The organism is Burkholderia sp. AU16741, assembly GCF_002223345.1.
GTDB lineage: Bacteria > Pseudomonadota > Gammaproteobacteria > Burkholderiales > Burkholderiaceae > Burkholderia > Burkholderia sola.
Genome location: NZ_NKEZ01000020.1, coordinates 1 through 982, shown reverse-complemented (window position 1 = coordinate 982; position 982 = coordinate 1). Strand labels below are relative to the sequence as shown.

The following is a 982-nucleotide window of genomic DNA, read 5'->3' as shown; positions in this document are numbered from 1 at the left end:
ATCGATCCGGCCAAGCACAAGCCGGGCCTCGTGATCCACACGGCCGGCTGGCCGCTGAAGTCGGACACGTACGGCGGCTCGTTCCTGTATCACATGGACAACAACCAGGTCGTGGTCGGCTTCGTGGTGGGCCTGGGCTACACGAACCCGTACCTGTCGCCGTTCGAGGAATTCCAGCGCTACAAGACGCATCCGTCGATCCGCGCGTTCCTCGAAGGCGGCAAGCGCGTGTCGTACGGCGCGCGCGCGATCACGGCCGGCGGCCTGCTGTCGCTGCCGAAGACGGTGTTCCCGGGCGGCGCGCTGATCGGCGACGATGCGGGCTTCCTGAACGCATCGCGGATCAAGGGCAGTCACGCGGCGATCAAGACCGGCATGCTGGCCGCCGACGCCGCATTCGACGCGGTGCAGGCCGGCCGTCAGTCGGACGAGCTCAATGCGTACCCGGATGCGTTCAGGCAATCGTGGCTGTACACGGAGCTGTACCGTGCGCGCAACTTCAAGCAGTGGATGGCCAAGGGCCTGTACCTCGGCACGCTGATGGTCGGGCTCGAGCAGAAGGTGATGGGCGGCAACGTGCCGTGGACGCTGCATCATCAGCATGCGGACCACGAGATGCTGAAGCCGGCGTCGCAGTGCGAGCCGATCGACTATCCGAAGCCGGACGGCAAGCTGACGTTCGACCGGCTGTCGTCGGTGTTCATCTCGAACACGAACCACGAGGAAAACCAGCCGGCGCATCTGACGCTGAAGGATGCGAGCGTGCCGGTGAACGTGAACCTGCGCACGTACGCGGGGCCGGAGGCGCGTTTCTGCCCGGCGGCCGTGTACGAGTTCGTGAAGAACGACGACGGCGGCGATCGCCTCGTGATCAACGCGCAGAACTGCGTGCACTGCAAGACCTGCGACATCAAGGACCCGACGCAGAACATCGTGTGGGTCACGCCGGAAGGCGGCGGCGGGCCGAATTACCCGAACATGT

Annotated in this window: 1 protein-coding gene; it reads left to right on the top strand. The window is 65.4% G+C overall.

The window, feature by feature from the left end:
* The coding region (locus tag CFB89_RS33795) for an electron transfer flavoprotein-ubiquinone oxidoreductase (RefSeq protein WP_144030206.1) at nucleotides 1–982 on the top strand (982 nt) is incomplete at both ends.